Source organism: Piscinibacter lacus (genome assembly GCF_016735685.1).
Classification (GTDB): domain Bacteria; phylum Pseudomonadota; class Gammaproteobacteria; order Burkholderiales; family Burkholderiaceae_C; genus Aquariibacter; species Aquariibacter lacus.
Map to the genome: position 1 here is coordinate 238,147 of NZ_JAERRA010000001.1, position 18,616 is coordinate 256,762.

The 18,616-nt window shown below is 71.9% G+C and carries 15 protein-coding genes; 5 read left to right on the top strand and 10 right to left on the bottom strand.

Annotated elements, in window-relative coordinates; all coding sequences use genetic code 11:
* Positions 1-67 precede the first annotated feature (67 nt).
* Positions 68-1,498, bottom strand: a complete 1,431-nt coding sequence (locus JI742_RS01125) for an aminotransferase-like domain-containing protein (RefSeq protein ID WP_201826252.1) — start codon at positions 1,496-1,498, stop codon at positions 68-70.
* Positions 1,499-1,671: 173 nt separating this feature from the next.
* Here JI742_RS01125 and uvrA point away from each other — a divergent pair, with 173 nt between their 5' ends.
* Together uvrA and JI742_RS01135 are read left to right on the top strand one after the other, a co-directional pair.
* Positions 1,672-4,608, top strand: a complete 2,937-nt coding sequence (gene uvrA / locus JI742_RS01130) for an excinuclease ABC subunit UvrA (protein WP_201823167.1) — start codon at positions 1,672-1,674, stop codon at positions 4,606-4,608.
* A gap of 155 nt (positions 4,609-4,763) precedes the next feature.
* Positions 4,764-5,354, top strand: a complete 591-nt coding sequence (locus JI742_RS01135) for a CAP domain-containing protein (RefSeq protein ID WP_201823170.1) — start codon at positions 4,764-4,766, stop codon at positions 5,352-5,354.
* 31 nt (positions 5,355-5,385) lie between these two features.
* On the opposite strand, the gene JI742_RS01140 is transcribed toward JI742_RS01135, so the two are convergent.
* Positions 5,386-6,225, bottom strand: coding sequence for an MHFG family PEP-CTERM protein (locus JI742_RS01140; protein WP_350309612.1), 840 nt, complete (start codon positions 6,223-6,225; stop codon positions 5,386-5,388).
* 209 nt (positions 6,226-6,434) lie between these two features.
* A complete protein-coding gene (locus JI742_RS01145; RefSeq protein ID WP_201823177.1) occupies positions 6,435-6,830 on the bottom strand; it encodes an SWIB/MDM2 domain-containing protein in 396 nt (131 codons plus the stop codon).
* Positions 6,831-7,080: 250 nt separating this feature from the next.
* On the opposite strand from JI742_RS01145, the gene JI742_RS01150 reads away from it, so the two are divergent.
* Together JI742_RS01150 and JI742_RS01155 are read left to right on the top strand one after the other, a co-directional pair.
* Positions 7,081-7,617, top strand: a complete 537-nt coding sequence (locus tag JI742_RS01150; RefSeq protein ID WP_236676729.1) for a MarR family winged helix-turn-helix transcriptional regulator — start codon at positions 7,081-7,083, stop codon at positions 7,615-7,617.
* Between the two features lie 60 nt (positions 7,618-7,677).
* On the top strand, positions 7,678-8,103 hold the full coding sequence (locus JI742_RS01155) for an organic hydroperoxide resistance protein (RefSeq protein ID WP_201823179.1): 426 nt from the start codon (positions 7,678-7,680) through the stop codon (positions 8,101-8,103).
* A 34-nt stretch (positions 8,104-8,137) separates the two neighbouring features.
* Here JI742_RS01155 and JI742_RS01160 read toward each other — a convergent pair whose 3' ends face one another.
* A complete protein-coding gene (locus JI742_RS01160; RefSeq protein WP_201823181.1) occupies positions 8,138-9,859 on the bottom strand; it encodes a M48 family metalloprotease in 1,722 nt (573 codons plus the stop codon).
* Positions 9,860-9,987: 128 nt separating this feature from the next.
* Here JI742_RS01160 and moaC point away from each other — a divergent pair, with 128 nt between their 5' ends.
* Positions 9,988-10,491, top strand: coding sequence for a cyclic pyranopterin monophosphate synthase MoaC (gene moaC, locus JI742_RS01165; RefSeq protein ID WP_350309613.1), 504 nt, complete (start codon positions 9,988-9,990; stop codon positions 10,489-10,491).
* A 57-nt stretch (positions 10,492-10,548) separates the two neighbouring features.
* Here moaC and JI742_RS01170 read toward each other — a convergent pair whose 3' ends face one another.
* The 6 genes from JI742_RS01170 to JI742_RS01195 form a co-directional block, all read right to left on the bottom strand.
* Positions 10,549-12,492: a Wzy polymerase domain-containing protein gene (locus JI742_RS01170; RefSeq protein ID WP_201823184.1), complete on the bottom strand. Its 1,944-nt coding sequence runs from the start codon at positions 12,490-12,492 to the stop codon at positions 10,549-10,551.
* A 42-nt stretch (positions 12,493-12,534) separates the two neighbouring features.
* The gene (locus JI742_RS01175; RefSeq protein WP_201823187.1) at positions 12,535-14,466 is read right to left on the bottom strand and encodes an O-antigen ligase family protein; all 1,932 of its coding nucleotides are present in this window, start codon (positions 14,464-14,466) and stop codon (positions 12,535-12,537) included.
* 90 nt (positions 14,467-14,556) lie between these two features.
* Positions 14,557-15,003: a pilin gene (locus JI742_RS14005; protein WP_201823192.1), complete on the bottom strand. Its 447-nt coding sequence runs from the start codon at positions 15,001-15,003 to the stop codon at positions 14,557-14,559.
* Positions 15,004-15,232: 229 nt separating this feature from the next.
* A complete protein-coding gene (gene gshA, locus JI742_RS01185) occupies positions 15,233-16,528 on the bottom strand; it encodes a glutamate--cysteine ligase (RefSeq protein ID WP_201823195.1) in 1,296 nt (431 codons plus the stop codon).
* A 219-nt stretch (positions 16,529-16,747) separates the two neighbouring features.
* Entirely contained in the window at positions 16,748-18,229 is a 1,482-nt protein-coding gene (locus JI742_RS01190; protein ID WP_201823198.1) for an ammonium transporter, read from the bottom strand.
* Positions 18,230-18,265: 36 nt separating this feature from the next.
* Positions 18,266-18,604: a P-II family nitrogen regulator gene (locus tag JI742_RS01195; protein WP_182665280.1), complete on the bottom strand. Its 339-nt coding sequence runs from the start codon at positions 18,602-18,604 to the stop codon at positions 18,266-18,268.
* Between the last annotated feature and the right edge of the window lie 12 nt (positions 18,605-18,616).

Below are 18,616 nucleotides of genomic sequence, written 5' to 3' on the forward strand. Positions count from 1 at the left end.
CGGCGGAGGCAAGCCTAGGCCCTGTGCTGCGGCCTGAACAGCAGCAGTGCCGGCGCGAAAGACCGGATCAGCGGGCCGCGGCGGCCGCCATCTCGGCGATCCAGCCGCCCAGCGTGGCGAGGGCCGGCCCCTCGCGGGCCGCATCGCCGTGACCGGCGTTCAGCCGGATGCAGTTCCGGAAGCCGCGCCGGGCCGAGAAGATCGGCCCGGGCGCCAGGCTGATGCCGGCCGCCAGCGCGCGGCGGTGCAGGGCCAGCGCGTCCACGCCTTCGGGCATCTCGATCCACAGGAAGTAGCCGCCTGCCGGCCGGGTGGCGCGGCAGCCCGGGGGGAAGTGGCGCGCCACCGCCTCGGCCAAGGCGGCCTGCTGTGCGGCCAGACGGCGACGCAGCAGGCGCAGGTGCCTGTCGTAGCCGCCGCCCTCGAGGTAGGCCGCGATCGCGAGCTGGGCCGGCATCGAGGCGCCCAGCGTGCTGCCGAGCCTGAGCCGTGAGACCGCCTGCCGCCAGCGTCCGGCCAGCGCCCAGCCGATGCGGTAGCCGGGTGCCAGGCATTTGGAGAAGGAGCCGCAGTGCAGCACCAGGCCGTCGGTGTCGAAGGCCTTGGCGGGCCGCGGCCGGCTCGGGCCGAAGTGCAGCTCGGCGTAGACATCGTCCTCGATCAAGGGCAGCTGGTGGCCGCGCAGGGCCTCGACCAGCGCCTGCTTCTTCGCCTCGGGCATCAGAAAGCCCAGTGGGTTCTGGAAGCTGGTCATCAGCCAGCAGGCTGCGGGGCGGTGGCGCTGGATGGCCAGCTCCAGCGCGTCAAGCTCGATGCCCTCGCGCGGATGGGTCGGCACCTCGACGGCCTCCAGGCCGAGGCGCTCCAGCGCATGCAGGGCGGCGTAGAAGGTCGGCGACTCGATCAGCACCTTGTCGCCCGGCCGGGTGACGGCGGCCAGGCAGAGGTTCAGCGCCTCCAGCGCGCCGTGGGTGATCAGCACGTCCTCGGGCGCGACGGCCAGGCCCTCGGCGCAGTAGCGGCGGGCGATCTGGCGGCGCAGCTCAGGGTCGCCAGGGCCGAGGTCGTCGATCGTCGTCCACGGGTCGAGGCGCTGCAGCGCGCCGGCGGCCAGGCGGCCCAGGCGCGGCAGCGGGAAGAGCAGCGGACTGGGAAAGGCCGAGCCGAGCGGCACCACCTCGCGGGCCAGGGTGGCCTCCAGGATCTCGAAGACCTGGGCGCTGACATCCAGCGGCCCGGCATGGGCCTGCGGCTGGGAGGGCCGCTCGGGCTCGGGCAGTGGGGCCGGAGCGGCCTCGGTGACGTAGTAGCCCGAGCGCTCGCGGGCCCGGACCAGACCCTCGGCCTCCAGCCGGTAATAGGCCTGGAAGACGGTGGCCGGGCTGCAGCGCTGGCTGGCACAAGCCGCGCGCACGGAGGGCAGACGGTCGCCCGGACGAAGGGCACCGCGGCGGATGGCCCCGGCGATCTCGGCGGCCAAGGCCACGTAGCGGGGGATGCGGGCAGCCGGCCGCGCAGGGTCGGCAGAGGGTGAGGACGGCGGAGGGGGCGGGGCGCGGCGGGCAGGCATCGGGGACGGCGTCACCCCGACTTCGGCCGGGATGCGCCCGGTGACTATGATCGCCGGTTGCCTGCGACTTTCCCGCGGGCCCTGCCCGACACCCCCACCGCATGTCCGCCCGCCCCGACCCGCTGTCCCCGATCGACCCTGACCGAGCGCAGCGCGCCGAGCCGGCCGGCCCCATGCTGCGCGTGCGCGGGGCCCGCACGCACAACCTGAAGAACCTGGATGTCGACATCCCCAAGCAGGCCCTGGTGGTGATCACCGGCCTGTCGGGCAGCGGCAAGTCCAGCCTGGCCTTCGACACGCTCTACGCGGAAGGCCAGCGGCGCTATGTGGAGAGCCTGTCGGCCTATGCGCGTCAATTCCTGGCGCGCATGGACAAGCCGGAAGTCGACGTGATCGAAGGCCTGTCGCCCGCGATCGCGATCGAGCAGAAGGCGACCAGCCACAACCCGCGCTCGACCGTCGGCACCGTCACCGAGATCCACGACTACCTGCGCCTGCTCTATGCCCGCGCCGGCACGCCGCACTGCCCCGACCACGGCCTGCCGCTTCAGGCTCAGAGCGTGAGCCAGATGGTCGATGCCGTGCTGGCCCTGCCGGAGGACACCAAGCTGATGATCCTGGCCCCGGTCGCGCGCGACCGCAAGGGCGAGCATGCCGAGCTGCTGGCCGACATGCAGGCGCGCGGCTACGTGCGCTTCCGCGTCGGCAGCGGCGGCCAGCCCGGCGAGGTGCTGGAAGTCGCCGACCTGCCCAAGCTCAAGAAGGCCGAGAAGCATGATCTGGACGTGGTGGTCGACCGCCTGAAGGTGCGGGACGACGCCGGCCAGCGCCTGGCCGAGAGCTTCGAGGCTGCGCTGCGGCTGGCCGAGGGCCGCGCGATCGCGCTGGAGATGGACAACGGCCGCGAGCACCTCTTCTCCAGCCGATTCGCCTGCCCGGTTTGCAGCTTCAGCCTGTCGGAGCTGGAGCCGCGGCTGTTCAGCTTCAACTCGCCAGTCGGTGCCTGTCCGAGCTGCGACGGCCTCGGCGAGGTCATCGTCTTCGACCCGGCCCGGGTGGTGGCCTTCCCCAGCCTCAGCCTGGCCAGCGGCGCGGTCAAGGGCTGGGACCGGCGCAATCCCTACACCTTCTCGATGCTTGAGGCGGTGGCGCGCCATGCCGGCTTCGACCTCGACACGCCCTGGGAGGCGCTGAGCCCGGCCCACCAGCACCTGCTGCTGCGCGGCTCGGGCGAGGAGGCGATCAGCTTCACCTACAGCGCCGAAGGCTCGAACGGCAAGACCCGCAGCGTCAAGCGCAGCCATCCCTTCGAAGGCATCCTGCCCAGCCTGGAGCGGCGCTTCAAGGAGACCGATTCCGCCGCGGTGCGCGAGGACCTGGCGCGCTACCAGACCCACCAGGCCTGCCCGGACTGCGGCGGCACCCGCCTGCGCCGTGAGGCCCGTCACGTGAAGCTGGTCGATGCCGCCAGCGGCGAGGGCTGGCCGATCTACACCATCGGCCGTGCGACGCTGCGCGAGGCCCTGGCCTTGTTCGAGGGCCTGCGGCTGGCCGGCGCCAAGGCGGAGATCGCCGACAAGGTGGTGCGCGAGATCGCCTCGCGCCTGCGCTTCCTGAACGACGTGGGCCTGAACTACCTGAGCCTGGACCGCAGCGCCGACACGCTGAGCGGCGGCGAGGCCCAGCGCATCCGCCTGGCCAGCCAGATCGGCAGCGGCCTGTCGGGCGTGATGTATGTGCTGGACGAGCCCAGCATCGGCCTGCACCAGCGCGACAACGACCGCCTGATCGCCACCCTCAAGCACCTGCGCGACCTGGGCAACAGCGTGCTGGTGGTCGAGCACGACGAGGACATGATCCGCAGCGCCGACCATGTGCTGGACCTGGGCCCCGGCGCCGGCGTGCACGGCGGCCGGCTGATGGCGCAGGGCACGCCCGACGAGGTCGCCGCCAACCCCAATTCGCCGACCGGCGCCTACCTGTCGCGGCGCCTGCGCATCGCGGTGCCCAAGCGCCGCCGTGCCGCCGCCGCCGATGGGGCGGTGATCCGCATCGTCGAGGCACGCGGCCACAACCTGAAGGGCGCGACGGTCGACATCCCGGTCGGCCTCTTCACCTGCGTGACCGGCGTGTCGGGCTCGGGCAAGAGCACCCTGGTCAACGACACCCTGCATGCGGCGGTGGCGCAGAAGCTCTACGGCAGCCACACCCAGCCCGAGGCGCACACGGCCATCGAGGGCCTGGAGCACTTCGACAAGGTCATCGCGGTCGACCAGTCGCCCATCGGCCGCACGCCACGCAGCAACCCGGCCACCTACACCGGGCTGTTCACGCCGATCCGCGAGCTTTTCGCCGAGGTGCCGACCGCCCGCGAGCGCGGCTATGGCGCCGGCCGCTTCAGCTTCAACGTGCCCGGCGGCCGCTGCGAGGCCTGCCAGGGCGACGGCGTGATCAAGGTGGAGATGCACTTCCTGCCGGATGTCTACGTGCCCTGCGACGTCTGCCACGGCCAGCGCTACAACCGCGAGACGCTGGAGGTGCTCTACAAGGGCAAGCACATCGCCGAGGTGCTGGGCCTGACCATCGAGGCCGCACATGCCTTCTTCAGCGCGGTGCCCACGCTGCAGCGCAAGTTGCAGACCCTGCTTGATGTGGGCCTGGGCTACATCCGCCTGGGCCAGGCCGCGACCACCCTGTCCGGCGGCGAGGCGCAGCGCGTGAAGCTGGCCCAGGAACTGAGCAAGCGCGACACCGGCCGCACGCTCTACATCCTCGACGAGCCGACCACCGGCCTGCACTTCGCGGACATCCAGTTGCTGCTGAAGGTGCTGCATCAGTTGCGCGAGGCCGGCAACACCATCGTCGTGATCGAGCACAACCTCGACGTGATCAAGACCGCCGACTGGCTGATCGACATGGGCCCCGAGGGCGGGGCCGGCGGCGGCAGCGTGGTGGCCGTCGGCACGCCGGAAGCCATCGCTGCCTGTCCGGCCAGCCACACCGGGCGCTACCTGAAGCCGCTGCTCGACGAGGCCTGATCGTCGCGGGCCCCGGGGTCGGCTGCGCCGCCCCGGTACGGCGGCCCGGGTGAGGCGGCACGGCGCCGTGCACGATCGCACGCCGGCACGGCCCGGCGGACGAAGGCGCATGCCCCCGGCCTCAAGCGCCCGGGGCATGCGCCGAAGGCTGGGGCATGTCCCCCCTGCCCTTCCGCTCTCCCCCGCGCGCTGCGGCTCGATGCTCCGCCCCCTGGGCGCTGGCAGCCCTGCTGGCACTGGCCGGCATGCTGGCTGCGCCGGCCCAGGCCGGCAGCACGCTCAAGCCCTGTGCCGACGAGGCCGTGGCCCAGGCCCAGTGGCTGGCCGCGCTGAATGCGCTGCGCGCCCAAGGCGTGCAATGCGGCGGCGAAGCGGACCAGCCAGTGCACGCCCCGGCGCTGCATTGGGCGGGCGAGCTGGCCGAGGGCGCCCGCCACCTGGCCGAGGACCTGGCCGCCCACGACCGCGTGGCCCACACCGACAGCGAAGACCGGGACTTCGCCGAGCGGATGCGGGCCAGCGGCTATCCCCTGCGCGCTGCGGGCGAGAACATCGCCGCGGGCCAGTCGGACTTCCTGCGCGCCCTGCGCGCCTGGGTGGCCAGCCCCTCGCACTGCCGCACCATGATGCGGCCCCGATACACCGAGGTCGGCCTGGCCTGCTTCGAGCGGGCGGATTCCAGCTACGGCCGCTACTGGGTGGCCCACTTCGGCCAGCGCCTGGAGCTGCACGCCGGTTCACGCTGAAAGACAAACGGCGCCCGAAGGCGCCGTTTTCTCAGTCGCGGGGCTTGCGCCGTCGCGTGAAGACCGCGAGGCCGGCCAGGCCCAAGCCGATCAGGGCCCAACTGCCCGGCTCGGGAATGGGCGTCGTCGGCGTCGTCGGGTTGAGGATGGGCGTGAAGGGCAGGCCCGAGGAGCCGCCCCCCGGCGAGGGGAAGGACAGGGAGGGCGTGCCGAGCGCGCCGGAAGGCGCAGGGCCGAAGCTGGGGCTGTCGCCTCCCCCGGTGGAGGGCGGCGCGGCCGAGATGGCCACCGGCGGCAGGGCCGCAGGCAACTGCGCCGGCAAGACCTCGACCTCCTGGGAAAGCACCTTCTCCGGCCGGCGCGTGATGCGCCCGACATTGCGCAGCTCGGTGGAGACCACGATGCAGTCCTGACCCTCGCAGTAAACCAGGCCACGGGCCATCATGGATTCGGGCCAGTGCGCACGGCTCGGCTTGCGGCAGACCTGCGGCCTGTCTCCGAACATCAGGTCGCGGATTTCGGGTTCGTAGCTGTAGGTTCCGACGATGCTGTCCCGGCGGATCTCGACGAAGTCATCGTAGTCGATGCGGTCCATCCGAGCCTCGAACTTGGCACGAAGCTCGGGAGGCATGGTCCCAGCGTACCGCTGCAAGGTCTTGGGGACCAAGCCATTGAAAGGCTTATCACCAGGCCGCTCCCAGCGGCATTCGTCCACGACCGCGGCCGGCGCAGCTTTCCTCACCTTTTTGGACTTGCTGGTCTGCGCCAGAGCCGTCGTGGAGACCAGTGACAGCGCCAGGAGCGCGGCAACGCCGACACCAAGACGCGCGGCGCTGGGAGGGTGCATTGAGGGCGCAGCAGGAGGCTTCATATGGGATCAACCTGTGTCCAAAACTTACAAAAACATGATACGGCCGGAAAGGCTGCGGGAAATCCCTCGGCCGAGGGTCTCAGGGGCACAAGGTGCAACATCCCCACACACTGACCCGAAATCCCCCCTTCAGAGGGACGCAAATGAAAACGCCCAGCAGCGCTGGGCGCATCGCTCGGCACGGCACCCCCCGGGGTGCCGGCGCCGGATCACTTGAGGTGGCCGCTGATCAGCTTGGTCATCTCGAACATCGACACCTGGGCCTGCTTGAAGATTTCCTTCAGCTTGGCATCGGCATTGATCATGCGCTTGTTGGTCGCGTCCTGAAGCTTGTGCTTCTTGATGTACTCCCAGACTTTCTTGGTGACCTCGGTCCGCGGCATGGGCTTGGCACCGACGATGGCGGCCAGCGCCTCGCTCGGCGTCAGGGCCTTCATGAAGGCGGCATTGGGCGTGCGCTTGACGGCCGCCGTCTTGGCCGGGGCCTTCTTGGCGGCAGGCGCCTTCGCGACCGGAGCGGCCGCCTTCTTCGCCGGTGCCTTGGAGGCCGGCGCGGCCTTCTTGGCCGGGGCGCGCTTGATCACAGTCTTCTTCGCAGTTGCCATGGTTCGGTACTCCATCCAGTCGTGGCTCGATGTTCCGGCCCGGCCGGCCTGCCTTGCAGCGGTCGTTTTCTCGGGGCGCGGTGCGGGCCGCATGGTACTGCGCGCACCCCCAAAAAAGAAGCCGTTTCCCTAGGAGAAATCCGAGGTTCCGGCATCCGTCAGGCCCTCCCGCGCCATGACCCTGATAGCCTCACTGGCAATTGAATTGCACACAATAAATTAGTCTGCAATCAACCTTCAGCTTTCACTGATGCCCTCTGCCCGCCTGCCCCGCCCACGCAGCCGCATGGGCAGCAGCCGCGGTCCGGCCCCGGCCGAGCCGGCTGCCGCCGAGCCCGATCCGTTGGCCCTGGCCTCGCAGCTCTGTTTCGCGCTCTATGCAAGCTCGCTGGCCATCCAGCGCCGCTACCGCGAGCCGCTGGCTGTCCTGGGCCTGACCTATCCGCAGTACCTGGTGATGCTGGTGCTGTGGGCCGAGGACGGCCTGAGCGTGTCAGCCCTGGGCACGCGGCTGATGCTCGATTCGGGCACGCTGACCCCGCTGCTCAAGCGCCTGGCCGCCCAGGGCCTGCTGGAGCGCCGCCGCGGCACCGAGGACGAGCGCCGGGTCGAGCTGCACCTGAGCCCTGCCGGCCGCGCCCTGCGCCGCCGCGCGCTGCACCTGCCCGAGCAAATGGCCGCGGCCATCGGCTGCACGCCCGAGGTGCTGCGCCCCATGGTCGAGGAACTGCACGAGCTGCGCCGCGCGCTGCACGACGAACTCGCCCCCCCGAACCCCCAAGACTGAAGCGCCTTCCCCCCGGGCGCCTGCGCGCCCATCCTCCCCCGCCCCTGAAAGGATCGCACCATGGCCCTCGAACAAGTCCTCTACACCGCCCACGCCCGCGCCACCGGAGGCCGTGACGGCCGCGCCGTGTCCTCGGACAGCGTGCTCGACGTCCAGCTCTCGACGCCCAAGCAGCTCGGCGGCGCCGGCGGCCCGGGCACCAACCCCGAGCAGCTCTTTGCCGCGGGCTATTCGGCCTGCTTCCTTGGCGCAATGAAGTTCGTCGCCGGCCAGCAGAAGATCGCGCTGCCGGCCGATGTGGCGGTCAGCGGGGCGGTCGGCATCGGCCCCATCCCCAACGGCTTCGGCATCCAGGTCGAGCTCGCCATCGAGCTGCCGGGCATGGACCGCGCCGCCGCGCAGGCCCTGGTCGACGCCGCGCACATCGTCTGCCCCTACTCGAACGCGACCCGCGGCAATGTCGACGTGACGCTCAAGCTGGTCTGAGGCGCAGCCGCGGCGGCCTCCCGGCGCCGCGGCTTCAGAAGGCGCTGTTGCGCTCGTCGGCCAGTTCGAGCTGGCGGCGGGCCTGAAGCTCGCGCAGCCGGGCGTCGATGACCGAGGCTTCGATGAAGTCGCCGCGCACGCCGCGCTGCTGCGCGGCCTTCAGGCGGTCGATCGCGCCCTGCAGATCGGCCTGGGCCGCCCGCGCCTCGGCCGCGGCGCGCAGGCTGCGCATCCCCTCGCCGAGCCGTTCCCAGACGCGACCGAGCAGGGCCCAGGCCGGGCCGTCCTCGGGCCGCTCGGCCACCCAGGTCTGCAAGCGATCGGCCAGCGGCCGCAGGCTCTGCGGCGCGGCGCCCGGCAGCAGGGCCTGCTCGACCTCGGCGAAGAGCCAGACGCGGCCGCCCGCCGCTGCGAACTGCGTGTCGACGCCGGTGCCGGCCGGTGCGCGCGGTGTGGCCAGCGCGGCTTCGAGCCGGCCGGCGGCCGCCGCAGCGTCGCCGCGGGCGGTCTGCAATTCGATGTCGAGCAGCTCGACAGCGCGCAGCGCGGCGGCGTCGCCGGCTGCCAGCGCACGGGCTTCGCGCAGCGGGCGCTCGGCGCGCGGCCAGTCGCGCAGCCGCAGCGAGGCCAGCGCGCTGGCATAGGCCTGGCCCAGGCGCTCGGGCAGGGGCGCGGCGGTCTCGCGGCTCAGCGTCGCATCCAGGGCCTGCCAGCGTTGCAGCGAGAGCGCGCGCGGATCCATCAGCACCCGGGCGCGGGCTTGCATCAGTGCATGCAGCAGGCTGCGGGGCGGCGTGCTGCGGCCGGACAGGTCCAGCCCGAGGCGCGAGCGCGCCTCGCCGATGCGCTCGGTGCTGAGCGGGTGGGTGCGCAGATAGGGGAAGTTCTGGCTGTCGTTGAGCCGCGCGGCCTGCAGCAGCTTCTCGAACATCGAGGCCATGCCGGCCGGGTCGAAGCCGGCGCCGGTCAGCACGCCATGGCCGATGCGGTCGGCCTCGCGCTCCATGTCGCGCGAATAGTTGAGCTGGCCCTGCACCGCCACCGCCTGGCCCCCGGCGATCAGGGCATTGGCGGCATCCGCACTGCGGCTGGCCGCCAGGACGCCGAGGATCAGCGTGGCCACGGCCAGGATGGAGCGGCTCTGGTTGGACGCGACGCTGCGCGCGATGTGGCGCTGGGTCACGTGGCTCATCTCGTGCGCGAGCACCGAGGCGAGTTCATCGGCCGAGGCCGTCACCGCGATCAGGCCGAGGTGGATACCGACATAGCCGCCGGGCAGCGCGAAGGCGTTGACCGAGGGGTCCTGCACGAGGAAGGTCCGCCAGGCGAAGCGCTCGCCGGCCTCGCCCGCCACCTCGCCGCGGCGGCGGGCACTGTCGAACAGCGGCTGCCACAGGGCGCGCAGGTAGTCGTTGAGGACGGGGTCGTCCAGGTAGGCCGGGTCGCGCCAGATGTCGCGCATGATCCGGTCGCCCAGGCGGCGCTCGGTGCCGATCGGAATCGATTCGGCACCGCCATCCCCCAGGGAGGGCAACTGCGGCCGTTCGCCCGGCAGCGGCGCCGAAAGGGCCGCGAGCAGGGCCAGCGTGCCGCCCGTCGACACGCCGTGGACATGGCCGGCATGCGCATCGGCCAGGCCCTGCAATGGGGCGGGCCAGGGCACGGGCTCGGCGAAGGCGGGCAGGCCCTGGGCGGGCGCGGGGCCGGCCGCCAGGCCCAGGCTCAACAGCGCGATCAGCGCGGGGCGCAGGTCCACGCGGCGCCGGATCTGGGCCGTGAGGGGCCGGGCCAGGGCGGCGGGCGGGCGGGCGGGGGGGGCGGGCGCGGTCACAACCTATGATGCCAGCGCCCAGGTTTCCCGCTTGTTTCCCGCGCCCTTGACCCGTGAGCTCCTCCGAATCCCCCACCCCCGCCTCGCCGCTGACCCATTTCGACGCCCAGGGCCAGGCCCACATGGTCGATGTGTCGGCCAAGCCCGCCACCCATCGCAGCGCGACGGCCGAAGGCTGGATCCGCATGCTGCCGGCCACGCTCGCGCTGATCGCCGGCGGCCAGGCCAAGAAAGGCGATGTGCTGGGCATCGCGCGCATCGCCGCCATCCAGGGCGCCAAGCGCACGGCCGAGCTCATCCCGCTCTGCCACCCGCTGCCGCTGACTCGGGTGGCCGCCGACTTTTCGCTGGATGCCGAGGGCTCCCGCGTGCGCTGCCAGGTCACGGCCGAGACCGTCGGCCCGACCGGCGTCGAGATGGAAGCCCTGACCGCCGTGCAGGTCGCCCTGCTGACCATCTACGACATGTGCAAGGCCGCCGACCGCGGCATAGTGATCGAGCAGGTGCGGCTGCTGGAAAAGCACGGCGGCAAGTCGGGCAGCTACCGCGCCGACTGAGGCCCGGGCCCCGGGCGCCGCGGGATGCGGGCGCGGGGATGAAGACCCGCAGCGGGCTCAGCGCGCGAGCGCGCGCAGCCGCATCCAGTCCAGGTCCTCGGCGATGTCGGCTGCACAGGCCCAGGCGCCCAGGCGCTGCGGATCCGGGCTAGCGCCCGCGCTGCGGGGGCCGCGGCAGTCGGGCAGCGCCCGCATCGATTCGACCCGGCGGAACTCCTTGAGCCGTCGCACCACGGCCAGGGCTTCGGGCCCGTGGCCGCGGGCGTGCAGGGCGCGGGCATAGGCCACCATCAGGCGCACGTCGATCAGGTGATCGAGCGGACGGCCGAAGACGGCCAGCGGCACCTGCTCGGGCGCCAGGGTTGCGGCCGCGTAATCGGCATGGTGACCGAAGAGCGGGCTGAGCTGGCCGCGGGCGATGCGCTCGTCCAGCGGCTGGCGGCCATCGGCCGGCGCGAAGACACGCTCGACACGGCGATGGTCCATGGCGGCCATCACCGCCCCCAGCATCAGCAGCACGCCGGCCAGGCGCTGCAGGCCTTGCAGCCACGGCGCCTGCGGCGGGGCCGTGCCCCCGACAACCGGCCGGGCCGCCGCCGCCGCACCCGCCCCCAGCCACAAGCCGGTGGCCCAGGCCGCGGGCAACAAGAAATAGGCATACCAGAGCGGGTACTCAAGCTGGCTGTGGACGATCAGCACGGCGAGCATCACCAGCACGGCACGGCCGGGATGGTCGGGGTCAGGCACGGCACGGCCGGGAGGGTCGAGGTCAGCCACGGCGCGGCCGGGCTGGTCGGGGTCGGCCACGGCACGGCCGGGCTGGTCGGGGTCCAGCCCCGCCCGGTCGACCGGGCCCGGCACCACCGGGCTGCCCCGCCAGGCCGCGCGGCGCTGCCACATCAGCGCCAGCCAGGCCAGCAGCAGCAACAGGGTGGCGGGCAGGCCGATCTCCACCGCAAGCTGCAGCGGCAGGTTGTGGCTGTGGTCGAAGAAGGCGGTCGGCCGGTCGGGGAAGGGGCTGAAGGTCCAGGCCAGGTTGAATCGGCCCCAGCCCACGCCCGTCCAGGGATGGGCGGCCAGCAGCTCGAGCGCATTGCGCCAGATCGCGAAGCGCGAGCTGCTGATGTCGCCGTCGAACTGGAAGCGGTCGGCCGCGACGAAGCCCGACTGCCGCGCCCGCGCCCAGGCCGAGAGCGCCAGGGCCAGGCCGCCGTAGAGCAGCGGCCCCAGGCCCAGCAGCAAGCGCATCGGGCCGGGCAGGCGGCGGTCGATCAGGGCCCAGGCCAGCAGCAGGGCCAGGCTGATCGCGCCGGTGCGCGAGCCGCTGCCCGCCAGCGCCGCGAGCAGGGCCGCCAGGCTGATCGCAAACAGCAGCAGCACCTGCGCGCGCTGGCGCGGGGCCCGGGGCCCGTGGGCGGCCCGCCAGACTTCGGCCATCCACCAGACCGTCCAGACCATGGCGCAGATCAGGGCGGTGGCCAGGTGATTGGGCTGGCGCATGTTGCCGACGGCGCGGCCCGGCGTGGTGCCGGGGCTGACCAGGCCGCCCAGCCCGCCTTCGGGCGAGAGCATCTGCACCCCGGCCACCAGCACGCAGCCCAGGCCGGCGGCCGTCCAGGCCCGGGCCATGGGCCGGGCCAGCTCGCGGGCGGCCCCCGGCGCCGCGGCCGCCTGCCGCGCCGTGGCCCACAGCACCAGCGCGGCAGCCACCAGCACGCCGGCCTGCGCCGCCTGCTGCGCCTGCCAGGCGATGGCGGCCAGCAGGCCGGTGAGGAAGGTCAGCGTCAGGCCCGGGCTGCTGCCGATCGGCGACGGCCCGGCCGCACTCAGCAGCAGCCACAAGCCCCAGGCCGCGACCGCCGCGAGCTGATGCACCAGCACTGCATCGGGCACGGTGGAAAAGGGCAGCAGCAGGGGCAGGGCCAAGCTCAGCAGGGCCGCGGCCTGCATCAGCGCCGGCGCGGCGGAAGGGGTCAGGGGCTGGGGCTCGGGCGCGTTCACGGGCGCGATCTTGCCTTGTCCGCGCCGGGCGGTCGGCGGCGCTCAGGGCCGGACGGCGACGGCGGTGGCGGGCAGGAAGTGGCGCCAGTCGAGCGCGGTGCGGGGCGGATCGCAGAGGCCGGCGCGGCGCGGGTCGCGGCCCGGCAGGGCGGGCTCGGCGTCTTGCGCAGAACTTGGGGGGAGCGCGCGGGCGGGGGCCGCAGCGAGCTTGCTTGCACTCGCGTTCGCGCTTGCGCTTGCGCTTGCGGCTGCCGGCCCGGCGTCTCGGCCCGGAGCCCGGTCGCCCAAGGCAGCTTCACCCCCGGCTTCGGGCGCGCGCTCTGTAGCCGGCCGGGCGGCGCAGCGCCGGGCCAGCGACTCGGCGGGCGCGCCGCCCAGGCGATGCAGGCGGGCGACCACGTTGCGGGCGCGTTCCAGCTCGCCGCGCTCGGCCTCTGCCCAGGCCCAGGCCAGCAGCAGGCGCGCGTCAAGCTGCCGGCGGGCGGCGCCGGCCTCGAAGGGCTCGGGCCCGCCCTGGCCGGGCGCCGCCAGCGTGGCGCGCAGGCGCTCGCCCCATTCGGGCGAAAGCCAGCCCTGGCGGGCGGACTCGATGCGGGCCTCCAGCGGGCCGGCGGCCGGATCGAAGAGCCGCTGCGTCGGCTGCTGCGCCCAGCCGCCGAGGGCGGCGAGCACGAGCAGCGCAAGCCCGGCCAGGCGCAGGCTGGACCGGCCTGCCGGCGCCGGCACCCGATCGACCGGCTGGCTTGGCACGGGCCAGGCCAGGCCGGCCCAGGCCGCGGCCAGCAGCAGCAGGTGGCCGTGCCAGAGCGGGAACTCGCTCAGACTGTGCAGGGCGGTGCTGGCCAGCAGCAGCAGGGCGGCCGTCCGGACCGTGGCCTGGGCCGGCTCGGCCGGCGCACGACGCGCCGCACACAGGCCGCGCCAGGCCGCGAACAGGGCCGGTAGCGGCAAGACCAGCAGCAGCAGGGTCAAGGGCAGGCCCAGCTCGACGGCGAGTTGCAGCGGCAGGTTGTGCGCATGGGTGTAGGCATGGCCGTGGGCGGGCAGGCCGGGGCTCAGCGTCCAGGCGAAATTGAAGTTGTTCCAGCCGACGCCGAGCAGGGGCTGGGCGCGGATCAGGGCCCAGGCGTCCTGCCACAGGGCCCAGCGCGGGCTGCCCAGGTCGGTTCGCACGCCGCTTGCGCCGCCGGCCTCGGTCAGGTGCAGGCGCAGCATCCAGAAGCCCAGCAGGGCCAGCGGCAGCAGCGTCAGGCCGAGGCGGCTGCGGCCCGCCAGCCGCCGGTCGGCCAGGCCCCAGAGCAGCAGCATGCCGCTGGCCAGCAAGCCGGTGCGCGAGCCGCTGGCCGCCAGGCCGGCCATCAGCAAGAGGCCCAGCGGCAGCACGGCCGCATGCCGCAGGCCGCCGCGCAGCGCTTGCACGGCCCACAGGGCGACGGCGCCCTGCACCATCAGCAAGGCCAGCACATTCGATTGGCGCACCCAGCCGCCGGCCCGCCCGCCGGGCGCCGCCCCGGCCGGAGCCAGGGGACTGATCTGCAGCAGCGCGACGCAGGCATTCAGCAGGGCCGCGCCGGCCAGGGCCGCGAACAGCAGCGTGGCCGCCTGCACGCCGCCGCGACGCAGGGCCAGGAAGACAGCCACCGCGGCCAGCAGCATCACGGTGTCGGCCGCCGCCCGGCCGGGCAGGCCAGCGCTGAGCAGCACGGCGCCCCAAGCGGCGCCGACCAGCAGCAGCGGGACGGCGAGCAGGCCGCGCAAGGCGATGGCGTCCGCCGCGCCCGACGGCACCGGGCTGCGGCCGGCGCCACCCAGCCCGGTCGCCAGGGCCAGGCCCCAGGCCAGCAGGGCCAGCAGGTCCTTGTAGAAGCCGGTCTGCGGCAGCGGGGTGTGGGCCAGCAGCAGCGGGCCGGCAACGGCCAGCACGAGCGCGGCCGCCCTGGGCGGAAAGCCCCGGCGGGCCAGGGCATCGCCCATCGACGGGCCAAGCAAAAGGGACCGCCGCAGCGGTCCCTCGGGGGCAGATCGGTCGGCCACGGCAGGCAGCCGCCGGGGCCGGGCTCAGCCTCAGTTCTTGACGTAGCCCAGGGTCAGGCACTGGCCGCTGTAGGCCCAGGTCAGGCGCTCGCCGGCAACCGTCGGCGTCAGGGTGCAGGTCTCGGTGGCCTGGATGCCCTTGGCGTCATTCGGCGTGGCGACCAAGGCGGCGGTGTTCTCGGTGATGGCCACGCTGTTGACGATGCCCGAGGCCGAGGTGAAGCCCGAGGGGATGCCGGCCTCGCCGAGCACGTCGCAGTCGGCGAGCGCGCCTTCGGTCTGGAAGCACTCGGTCACGCCGAGCTTGTAGGGCTCCATGGCGGCGATGACTTCGCTGTAGGCGGCGCGCTTGATGTAGTTCTGGTAAGCCGGCAAGGCAACGGCGGCCAGGATGCCGATGATCGCGACGACGATCATCAGCTCGATGAGGGTGAAGCCCTTCTGGGCACGGCGGGCAAGGCGGCGGCGGGTGTTCATGGCAGGACTCCGGTCGGGCGGGTTGGGCAGGGTGGGCGGAAAGGACGCTCCGGGGGGCGGAGCGTCCACCGGTGTCCTCTTCTCCGCAGACGCCGTGCCTGACAGGAAATGTCAGACCCGGCCGGCCCGCGCGTGGCGGATGCCACGCTGGCCCGGACCAGCCCGGCCGCGGGTGCCGACCGCCGCCGGGCCGGGCTGACACAAAACGTCAGCCCGCCGACGCGCCCGGTCAGTAATCGGTCTCGGCCAGGGGGTCGTGGGCCTCCAGCTCGTAGCTGGCGGCCAGCATGGCCAGGCGGCCGATCACGCCGTACATGTAGAAGCGGTTGGGCGCGCTGGCGCCCGGCTTCTCGCCGGGGCGCGGCAGGTGGTGGCTTTCGGCGAAGGCCAAGGGCACGAACTGCGCACCGGGGGCGTTCAGGTTCTCGTCGATGCCGCGGTCGGCATGCACGCGGTAGAAGCCACCCACCACATAGCGGTCCATCATGTAGACGACCGGCTCGGCGACCGCATCGTTCATGCGCTCGTAGGTCGGCACGCCTTCCTGGATGATGACCTCGTTGACCTCCTGGCCGTCCTTGATGACGCTCATCTTGTTCTTGGTGCGGCGGTTCAGCTCGGCCAGCTCCTTGGCATCGCGCACGATCATGATGCCCATGCCATAGGTGCCGTTGTCGGCCTTGACGACGACGAAGGGCTTCTCCTGGATGCCGTATTCCTTGTACTTGCGGCGCACCTTGCCGATCAGGGTGTCGACATGGGTCTGCAGGCAGTCCTGGCCCTCGCCGGACTGGAAGTCCAGCTTGCCGCAGCGGCCGAACATCGGGTTGATCAGCCAGGGGTCCATGCCCAGCAGCTTGGCGAACTTCTTGGCGACCTCTTCATAGGCGTCGAAGTGCTGGCTCTTGCGCCGCACCGCCCAGCCCGCATGCAGCGGCGGCAGCAGGTACTGCTCATGCAGGTTTTCCAGCACGGCGGGAATGCCGGCGGTGAGGTCGTTGTTCAGCAGGATGGTGCAGGGGTCGAAGTCCTTGAGCCCCAGGCGGCGCTTGCCGCGGATCAGCGGCTCGACACACAGCTCGCCGCCGTCGGGCAGGGCCAGGGTGGTCGGCGCGATGACGGTCGGGTCCAGCGAGCCCAGCCGCACATTCAGCCCGGCCTGCGTGAAGATCTGCACCAGACGCTGGACATTGGTCAGGTAGAAGCTGTTGCGGGTGTGGTTCTCGGGGATCAGCAGCAGGTTCTTGGCCTCGGGGCAGATCTTCTCGATCGCGGCCATCGCGGCCTGCACGGCCAGGGGCAGCATCTGCGGCGTCAGGTTGTTCCAGCCGCCGGGGAAGAGGTTGGTGTCGACCGGGGCCAGCTTGAAGCCGGCATTACGCACATCGACCGAGGTGTAGAAGGGCGGCGTGTGCTCCATCCATTCGAGGCGGAACCAGCGCTCGATCGCCGGCATGGATTCCAGGATGCGCTGCTCCAGCTCGTTGATCGGGCCGTTGAGCGCGGTGATGAGGTGCGGAACCATGGTGGGCGGGCCCGGGAGGGCGTCAGGAGAAGCTGAAATTCTAGGCAGCCGCCGCAACGGCCCTGCCAGGGGCAAGGGCAGGCGGGGCGAACGAAGCAACAGCCCATGTCAGCACATGCGGGTGCAAGGCCCAAAAGACAAGGGGCTGCCCGAAGGCAGCCCCTTGTCGGGAGCTGACGCCGACGGTTCCGGCCCGCGGGGCCGGAATCGCCTAGTCGATCACTTGTTGTAGGCCGTCTCGCCGTGCGAGCTGATGTCGAGGCCTTCGCGCTCTTCCTCTTCGCTCACCCGCAGGCCGACGATCAGGTCAACCAGCTTGAAGGCGATGAAGGAGACGACACCCGAGATCACGATGGTGTAGAGCACACCCTCGGCCTGGATCATCAACTGCGCGCCGATGCCCGGGAAGCCACCGCAGGTGTTGGCCACGTAGTCGCAGATGCCGGTGCCGCCGAGGTCCGGCGAGGCGAACACGCCGGTCAGCAGCGCGCCGACGATGCCGCCGACACCGTGGACGCCGAAGACATCCAGCGAATCGTCCGCACCCAGCAGCTTCTTCAGGCCGCTCACGCCCCACAGGCAGACCACGCCGGCGATCAGGCCGATGATCAGCGCACCGCCAACCCCAACGAAACCGCAGGCCGGGGTGATGGCGACCAGGCCGGCCACCGCACCCGAGGCACCGCCGAGCATCGAGGCCTTGCCCTTCATCAGCGCTTCACCGGCGATCCAGCTCAGCGTCGCCGCGGCCGTCGCGACCACGGTGTTGATGAAGGCCAGCGCCGAGATGCCGTTGGCTTCCAGGTTGGAACCGGCGTTGAAGCCGAACCAGCCCACCCACAGCAGCGAGGCACCGACCATGGTCAGCGTCAGACTGTGCGGCGCCATCGATTCCTTGCCGTAGCCGATGCGCTTGCCCACCACATAGGCGCCGACGAGGCCCGCCACCGCCGCATTGATGTGCACGACGGTACCACCCGCGAAGTCCAGCGCGCCCTTGGCCCACAGCGCACCCGCGTTGGCGGTCACGGTCGCCAGCGTGTCGGCGTCGGTGATCGCGTCTGGGCCGTCCCAGTACCAGACCATGTGCGCCACCGGCAGGTAGCTGAAGGTGAACCACAGCACCGAGAACAGCAGCACGGCCGAGAACTTGATGCGCTCGGCGAAGGCGCCAATGATCAGCGCGGTCGTGATCGCGGCGAAGGTGCCCTGGAAGGCGACGAAGGTCAGCTCGGGGATGTAGACGCCCTTGCTGAAGGTCGCACCCAGCGATTCAGGCGTCACACCGGCCAGCAGCACCTTCGACAGGCTGCCGAAGTAGGGCGTGCCCGCAGTGAAGGCCACCGAGTAGCCGTAGACCACCCACAGCACCGAGATGAGGGCAAAGATCACCATCACCTGCATCAGCACCGACAGCATGTTCTTGCTGCGCACCAAGCCGCCGTAGAACAGGGCCAGGCCGGGCAGGGTCATCAGGATGACGAGGACCGTGGCCATCGTCATGAAGGCGGTGTCGCCCTTGTTCGGCACGGGGGCCGGGGCCGCCGCGGGTTCGGCCGCAGCGGCTTCGGCCACCGCTTCCACGACGGCCGAGGCCGCCTCGACGACCGCCGGGGCGGACGCCGCGTCCTGGGCATGGCCCACCCCGGCAAAGCCGAGGAGCGCCATTCCCAAGGCACACAGAGCAATCAGTTTGCGCATGGTTGTCTTCTTCCTGGGTTCTTGGGCAGGGCGCGCTTACAGCGCATCCTTGCCGGTTTCGCCGGTGCGGATGCGCACGACCTGTTCAAGGGACGACACGAAGATCTTCCCGTCGCCGATCTTGCCGGTCCGGGCCGATGTCTCGATCGCCTCGATCACGCGGTCGACGATCGCATCGTCCACGGCCGCTTCGATCTTGACCTTGGGCAGGAAGTCCACGACGTATTCCGCACCGCGGTAGAGCTCGGTGTGGCCCTTCTGGCGGCCGAAGCCCTTGACTTCGGTCACCGTGATGCCCTGCACGCCGATGGCGCTGAGGGCTTCACGCACTTCATCAAGCTTGAAGGGCTTGACGACGGCGGTCACCATCTTCATGTCGGTCTCCTC